Source organism: Candidatus Palauibacter sp., assembly GCF_965197445.1.
In the GTDB taxonomy this organism is placed as follows: domain Bacteria; phylum Gemmatimonadota; class Gemmatimonadetes; order Palauibacterales; family Palauibacteraceae; genus Palauibacter.
In genome coordinates this window covers 108,244-114,922 of the sequence record NZ_CBDANE010000002.1, presented here as the reverse complement: position 1 = coordinate 114,922, position 6,679 = coordinate 108,244, and the positions used below count along the sequence as shown (strand labels likewise).

The 6,679-nt window shown below is 66.9% G+C and carries 6 protein-coding genes and 1 pseudogene; 1 reads left to right on the top strand and 6 read right to left on the bottom strand.

All coding sequences use genetic code 11. From position 1 onward, the window contains the following. The 4 genes and pseudogenes from ACN9M6_RS00565 to ACN9M6_RS00550 form a co-directional block, all read right to left on the bottom strand. A pseudogene (locus ACN9M6_RS00565) lies at positions 1-802 on the bottom strand (hypothetical protein); the annotation flags it as partial. 29 nt (positions 803-831) lie between these two features. After that, positions 832-2,079 carry a 6-bladed beta-propeller gene (locus ACN9M6_RS00560; protein ID WP_419160968.1) on the bottom strand — a complete coding sequence of 416 codons (1,248 nt, stop codon included), beginning with the start codon at positions 2,077-2,079 and terminating at the stop codon, positions 832-834. Then, the gene (locus ACN9M6_RS00555; protein WP_419160967.1) at positions 2,079-3,386 is read right to left on the bottom strand and encodes a 6-bladed beta-propeller; all 1,308 of its coding nucleotides are present in this window, start codon (positions 3,384-3,386) and stop codon (positions 2,079-2,081) included. The genes ACN9M6_RS00560 and ACN9M6_RS00555 overlap by 1 nt, the downstream gene beginning before the upstream one ends. After that, positions 3,371-3,844, bottom strand: coding sequence for an SRPBCC family protein (locus ACN9M6_RS00550; protein ID WP_419160966.1), 474 nt, complete (start codon positions 3,842-3,844; stop codon positions 3,371-3,373). The genes ACN9M6_RS00555 and ACN9M6_RS00550 overlap by 16 nt, the downstream gene beginning before the upstream one ends. Positions 3,845-3,959: 115 nt before the next feature. On the opposite strand from ACN9M6_RS00550, the gene ACN9M6_RS00545 reads away from it, so the two are divergent. Beyond that, positions 3,960-4,646 carry a DUF2461 domain-containing protein gene (locus tag ACN9M6_RS00545; protein WP_419160965.1) on the top strand — a complete coding sequence of 229 codons (687 nt, stop codon included), beginning with the start codon at positions 3,960-3,962 and terminating at the stop codon, positions 4,644-4,646. A 36-nt stretch (positions 4,647-4,682) separates the two neighbouring features. Here the strand turns inward: ACN9M6_RS00545 and ACN9M6_RS00540 are convergent, their stop codons facing one another. Further along, positions 4,683-5,525, bottom strand: a complete 843-nt coding sequence (locus tag ACN9M6_RS00540) for a hypothetical protein (protein ID WP_419160964.1) — start codon at positions 5,523-5,525, stop codon at positions 4,683-4,685. Continuing rightward, entirely contained in the window at positions 5,522-6,628 is a 1,107-nt protein-coding gene (locus ACN9M6_RS00535; RefSeq protein WP_419160963.1) for a hypothetical protein, read from the bottom strand. Before ACN9M6_RS00535 ends, ACN9M6_RS00540 begins: the two co-directional genes overlap by 4 nt. Between the last annotated feature and the right edge of the window lie 51 nt (positions 6,629-6,679).

The window sequence follows — 6,679 nt, the reverse complement described above, 5'->3', positions numbered from 1 at the left end:
AGATCCCGGTCTCACGGCTCGCAATCTTGATGGCATAGGCGGAGGAATCCGAATACGCGACCATCCCGCCCGGTAGTACTCCTACATGCAGTTCCGGCTCGAAACCACGACGGCTGTATCCTTCGCCGACGGCGGACGCCGTCCGCGGGGGTGCCCAGCCCTCCGCAACAGGTTCTCGCGTCACCACCTCGCCCGTGAGGATCAGCCGTTGAATCGGACGCGATGCGGGGGGTCTTCCAATCTCGGGCGAAGCGCCCTCCGAATAGACCGTAAAGAAGCCGGCGTTCCGCGTGCCCACGATAACGGACTCGCCTCCGGACTCCGGCCACATCCACGGAACCGTGACGCGCCCGGCATCCGCGTCCATCCGTACATCTCGCTCGAATTCCCCGTTCGCGTCGAAGACCAGGTAAGCGCGATGCTGCGCGTCGCCGACGACGACCCGTCCATCGCGCATGACGGCCATCGCCAACGCGGATCTGAACTCACGGGGGCCGTCCCCCTCGCGCCCGAACTCGCGCAGGAGCTGTCCGCTCGGATCCACGACGATGATCCGGCTGGCCCGCCGGTCGAACAGATACAGATTCCCGCTCGCATCGAAGCCCGGGCTGACGATCTCGGAGAACATCTCCCATTCCTCTCCGTCCGCGGCCCCCACCCGGTACACTTCCTCGAAGTCGGCCTCAAGCCAGCGATCCTCCCCCGGGAGCTCGACGATCTCCTGCGCACCTGCGCCTGCCACGCGTGCCAGGAATGCGGCGAGCGCCGTGATCGCTGCTCCTCTGGAGCGTCCCGTTCTCACCCTTACATTCCTTGCTTGGGACGGGTGAGTCAGTTAGCGGCACGCGGGAGACGCTTCACGACCACTGTCTGGACATCGAACCCGTCCCGTTCGATGGACGCGGCCAGTCCTCCGGGTCCGAAGGCATCCGGGATTCGCGTCGCCCCGGTACGAAAGCTCCCCAGATAGCTGCCGTCGGCCGTGAGGATGTCGATGGGGCCGTCTTCGTGAGGCTCCTCGCCGCGCCGCTGGACCCAAATCCGGCCTCCCCAGCTGGTGGTGAGCGCGTGCACCACCGGAACCTCCTCGAAAAACTCGATGGTCTCGGCCCGTTCGACCCAATAGTTGCCCCCGCCCCCGACTGCGCGCACCCCATCAGGGGTCCGGGTGATGGATCCTCCTCCCGCCTCGACGATTCTCCGGTCCCTTTCCGCTCTTTCCATGCGTTCGGTAACAGCTTCGGGGAAGAACGGTCGCGTGAGAACGTGGGAGACGCCGGCTTCCGCGCTCGCGATCTTGATTGCGTAGGCAGAGGAATCCGAGAATGCGACCTTCCCGCCGGGAAGCGGGCCCACCCAGAGGCCCGGTTCGAAGGCTCGACGCTCGTCCGCCTCTCCGCGTGGCGGTCGCCACCCCTCCGCGATCGTCTCCCGAAGCACGTCGTCCCCGGTGAGAATCAGCCGCGCGATCGGACGCGTGAGCGGACGGGGGATCCCCTCCGGAAATCCCCCGAAATACGACCCACCGGCGAGCTGTGTGCCCACGACGACGGACTCGCCGCCGCTCTCGGGCCACATCCGCATGAACGATACGTGGGCTGGATTGCCATCCGGGCGAACCTGCCGTTCGAATTCCCCGTCTGCGTCAAATACCAGATAGGCACGCTGCCCGAGATCACCGACAACGATCCGACCGTCGCGCATGACGGCCATCCACGTTGCGCCCCCGAACTCGCCCGGTCCTTCGCCAAGGCGCCCCACCACTCGGAGGAGCTCCCCGGCGGGCGTCACAACGATGACCCGACCGGCCAGGGCATCCAGAACGTAGAGATTCCCGGCTCCGTCGAACGCTACGTTGCGAACCCTCCCGAACTCCTGCCACGCCACGCCAACAGCGGCCCCGACCTCGTACACCTCCTGGAAGTCGGCCTCGAGCCAGCGATCCTCGCCCGGGAGTTCGATGATTTCCTGAGCGCCCGCCCGGTCCGTCGCCGATAGCGATCCGATCGCGGCGACGCAGACGCCAAGCACCCCCGTCCTGAATCGATCTCTCGCAATCCTCGCCGTCTCCGCCGACATCAGTTGACCGTACGCGGGAGTCGCTTCACGACTACGGTCTGCACATCGAGTTCGTCCCGTTCAATGAAGGCCGCCAGCCCTTCCGGTCCGAACGCGTCGGGAAGCTTCGTTGCTCCGGTGCGATAGCTTCCGAGGTAGCGGCCATCCGCGGCAAGGATGTCGACGGGGCCGTCGCTGACGGGCTCGTCGCTGCGGCGCAGGACCCAGATCCGACCGCTCCAGGTCGTGCGCAGGTCTCGCACCACGGGAACCTCTTCGGCGAACTCGAGCGTCTCGATCTGCGCGCGCGCCCGGGCCCCGCCGCCGGTCCCGGATACCGTCATTCTGCCCCCGGACCGAGAGACCGAACTTTCCGGACGATCTTCGAGATCCCTCAACCTGCGGTCCTTCTCCGCCTGCATCACGCGTTCCGTAACGGGCTCAGGTGAGAGGGGTCGGGTAAGTATCGAACTGATCCGGCCATCCCGCTCCGCAATCTTGATCCCGTACGCGGATGAGTCGGAAAACGCGATGCGCCCGCCAGGGAGCACACCCGCGAACAGCTCCGGTTCAAACCCTCTCCGGGGCCCCCGGCTCATGATCTTCTGCGGCCCCCCGGCAAGGAGACGTTCCCTCAGCTTGGTCCAGGCGGGGCCCCAGACCTCGGCCGCGGTTTCCACCGTCGCCTCGTCCCCGGTGAGGAAGATTCGTTCGATCGTACGCGGGTCGGGTATCCCGATGGTCGACTCGCCCGACGGGGACTGGAACCTGAAGCCCAGCATTCTCGCACCCCTGACGACGGATTCGCCGCCAGCCTCCGGGTACATCCGCCGGACCTGCTGCGCGACGCCGCCCATGCGCACCATCCGCTCGAGTTCCCCGCCGGGGTCGAAGATGTGGTATGCGCGATGTCCCATGTCCGCGATCACCACCCTGCCGTCGTGCATGAGGACCATATCCATGGCCGACTGGAATTCGCCCGGCCCCTCCCCTCTGCGACCAAACTCGCGTACGAAATCTCCATCGGGTCCGACGACGACGACCCGCGCCGCCAGGCGATCGAACAGGTAGAGGTTCCCGGCATCGTCGAACCCCACCCGGCCGATCGTGCCGAACTCCTCCCACGCTTCTCCAAGCGCGGAGCCGACGCGGTAGACCTCCTCGAAATCGGCCTCCAGCCAGCGGTCTTCTCCCGGGAGTTCGATCACCTGCTGGGCTCCCGCGATCCCGGGCGCCGCCGAGATCGCCATCGTCGCCAGGAGCGCAGGGGCGATTCCGGCCGCTCCTGAACGGATACGTCGCGTCGCAGGATTCAAACCGGCGGGCATGGGGCACCATCCTTTCCGGCCGCCTCGGCGTACGCCTTCACGGCATCGAGATCCGCTGCAATCGCCTTGGCCACGACTCCCTTCATGAGCGGCGTGACGAGTTTGGCGACAAGCCTGTAGGGCCTCGCCTCCATCACCATGACCAGCCGCGTCCCTCGGCCATCCGGGCCCGGCTCGACGGTGAATGTCGTGTCCCAGACCGTGCCACCCTGGTCGGATACCAGGCGAACACGCTCGTCCTGAACGTATTCGGTCACCTCCAGCTCCGTGGTTGCCCTTCTGCTCCCCATGAGCCGCGTCTCCCGGAAGCGGGCACCCACGCCCCACTTTGCCTCTGACAGGAACTCCACACGCTCGATGTGCGGCACTGCCTCGGAAAAGTTGGAGATGTCGGCGACGGTCGAGAAAACCACTCCGACCGGAGCGTCAACGGTACGCCTGAGTTCGGTGCGCGTCATGGTGAGAGGTTGTCTGGTCCATGGTAGATCACCCTGCTTGCTTCCTTCGGACCGACACCATAGGTATCGCCCCCGCTCATCATACCCGTCTCCCCAGCCGACAAGCCACCTTGCGATGACCGCGGCCTACTTCACGCCCCACACCTTCAGCTTCCTGAGCGATCTGGCCGCCAACAACAACCGGGAGTGGTTTCTCGCCAACAAATCACGATACGAGGCGGACGTCAAAGAGCCGGCGCTCCGTTTCATCTCCGATTTCTCCATGCCCCTCGAGGGAATGAGCCCCCACTTTCGCGCCGACCCGAGGGCGAATGGCGGCTCGCTCTTCCGGATCTACCGCGACACCCGCTTCTCCAGGAACAAGACCCCATACAAGACCGCCACCGGCATCCAGTTCCGACACGAGGCGGGCAGGGACGCCCATGCTCCCGGCTTCTACCTGCACATCCAGCCTGGAGATTGCTTCATGGGTTGCGGCTCCTGGCGCCCCGGCGGGCCGGCGCTCCGGCAGATCCGCGAGTCCATCGACGAGGATCCGCAAGCCTGGAAGCGGGCGTCGCGCGGCGCCGGTTTTCGCACGACCTTCGAGCTCTCGGGCGACTCGCTCATCCGGGCCCCGCAGGGCTTCAGCGTGGATCATCCGCTGATCGAGGACCTGCGGCGCAAGGACTTCATCGCGGTGGTGCAACTGAGCGAAGATGACCTGATGTCGGACGACTTCCTGGACAGGTTTACCGCCCTGTGCCGCACGGCCGCGCCCTTCCAGCGATGGCTGTGCCGAGCGACCGGTGTGTCGTACTGAGGGCGTTGGCCGGGCTGCCGGACCGTAGCACCGCCCTCACGGGATCGTGGGGTTCGGGTATCGGGGGACTCTCGTCAGCCCCGGGATCCCGAACGCGCGCGACATGCCGACCACGATCTCGACGTTGGCGTTCCCCTCGTCCCATTCGTCGAGCCTTGTGGCGAGGCCGAGGTCGAGGACACTCCAGTTGCTGACCTGGAGGCGGGTACCGATCTCGGCCCAGACCCGCGCTCGACCCGCGGAAACCGGAGCCTCCACGTAAAGGTCGGCCAGGATCGCGCGGCTGAACAATCCCAGGGGGTAGTCCGCGCCGAGGCCGAAGCGCCAGTAGTCACCGCCGTCGGCCTCGCCGGCGAGCCGGTAGCCGCCGTTTCCGTGCAGGCGGAGTCGACCCATGGAGCGCGTGGCGATCCCCGTGACGCCGAACTGCCAGTCGTCGTGGCCGATGTCGCCGGCGCCCGGCGTGCTCGCGTCGAGGCGAACGGCCACGCCGGGAAGCGAGACCGTCTCGCGCGCCAAGCCGTAGAGTAGGTGCGCGGACGCGGACTCGATCCCGCCACCGGTTCCGTCCCCGGACGGGCGTTCGATGCCACCCTCGATCTCGATCCCCATCTGTCCGTTGCGGAACAACCCGGTCTTGAACTCCAGCAGGCCGAGCAGGCCGCGGTCGCCCTCTCCGATGGAGCCGCGCACCCCGCTCTGAAACTCCCATTCGCGGAACTTGATCGGGTGCGCATCCTCGACACGTACCGGCCGGTCGATCTCGGCGGCGCGAAAGTCCTCCTGCGCGGCGACCGGCCCGGGAAGGGCGGCGGCTCCCAGTCCCAGCGCGATGGTCCGCGCGACAGCCCGCCAGACGCCTCGCGCTGCGGCCCTCACCGTACACCTCCGTTCCGCGCGCCCGCCGGCCGGCCGGATACGGGTGCGGGGAGGGGTCGCATGAACTCGTCCATCGGTGCCATCCGGGCCTCGGGATGCCCCTGTGGCAGCCACTCCCCCGTCGTAAGCTCCGTGGGCACTCGCATCCCCCGGTCGCTCATGCGATGGTCCCCGCCCATCGGCATCCCCGGCGCTTCGACCGTGTCCTGGCCAGCGTAGGCCATCTGCCGGCGCAGGCGCTCGATCTCCGCCGCCTTCTCGCGTCGCGAGTAGGAGGGCTCGGCCATGATGTCGTTCACGACATCGTGCATCATGTGGAGGTTGTCGAAGATGTGCGCGGCGGCCGGGAACATGCGCGAGAACCGCGGCGCGACCTCCCCCGTCAGTGGCATGACGTGCGGAAGTTCGTGGAGGACGGAGTCGGTGAAGACGTCGATCACGCGGTCGAGTTCCACCCGCCGACGTTCCGGATCCGTCTCCATCAGCGCCTCGTACACGGCCGCGTGGTGCCAGTGGTAGGCCCACAGGATCCCGTTGACGTCGGGATACTGCGTGTGGAAGTTGCCGGCCCAGTCCCCCCCGCCTTCCATGAAGCGGTGCCCGTAGCCTCGTGTGGAGAAGGCCGCCTCCGGCTCCGACAGGTAGTAGGCGATGGCCCGCTCTCCGGCCGACCGCTTATCGGCGACGCGGTCGTCGGTGAGGACGTCGTAGAGCTGGGAGTGCAGCATGTGCGTCCAGTCCATCGCCTGAGCCGTCTCGAAGGAGAGGCGCGTCCAGCCCGGCGCGATGATCTCCGCGGGCGGTTCGAACTTTGGCGGATCGGCGATGTAGGCCCGGACCTGTGTCTCGAACTCGGACATGCGCCCCGGCGTGTCCTCCCCCGGGTTCATCAGAATCTCGTAGGCGGCGAAATGGGTGAAGTGGGCAGCGTAGAACGATCGCGCCGCCTCTTCGTGCGTGTCGTAGAACGCGAAGTTGTAGGGTGCGGCCAGGCGGTAGACGTCGTTGCGCTGCGCGGACCCGCAAGCGGTTGTGAAGACCGCGGCGACCGCGGCGAGCCCGAGAATCCCTGCGGGACGCCGGGCGAACTGAGCGGATGGCATGTATTGTCCCCTCGTCTGAACGGTGACACTCGGCCGCGGCACGTCATCGTG

Coding starts and splice junctions, on each gene's coding strand:
- ACN9M6_RS00545 (WP_419160965.1), top strand. CDS start 3,960: ATGACCGCGGCCTACTTCACGCCCCACACCTTCAGCTTCCTGAGCGAT.
- ACN9M6_RS00555 (WP_419160967.1), bottom strand. CDS start 3,386: ATGCCCGCCGGTTTGAATCCTGCGACGCGACGTATCCGTTCAGGAGCG.
- ACN9M6_RS00535 (WP_419160963.1), bottom strand. CDS start 6,628: ATGCCATCCGCTCAGTTCGCCCGGCGTCCCGCAGGGATTCTCGGGCTC.
- ACN9M6_RS00550 (WP_419160966.1), bottom strand. CDS start 3,844: ATGACGCGCACCGAACTCAGGCGTACCGTTGACGCTCCGGTCGGAGTG.
- ACN9M6_RS00560 (WP_419160968.1), bottom strand. CDS start 2,079: ATGTCGGCGGAGACGGCGAGGATTGCGAGAGATCGATTCAGGACGGGG.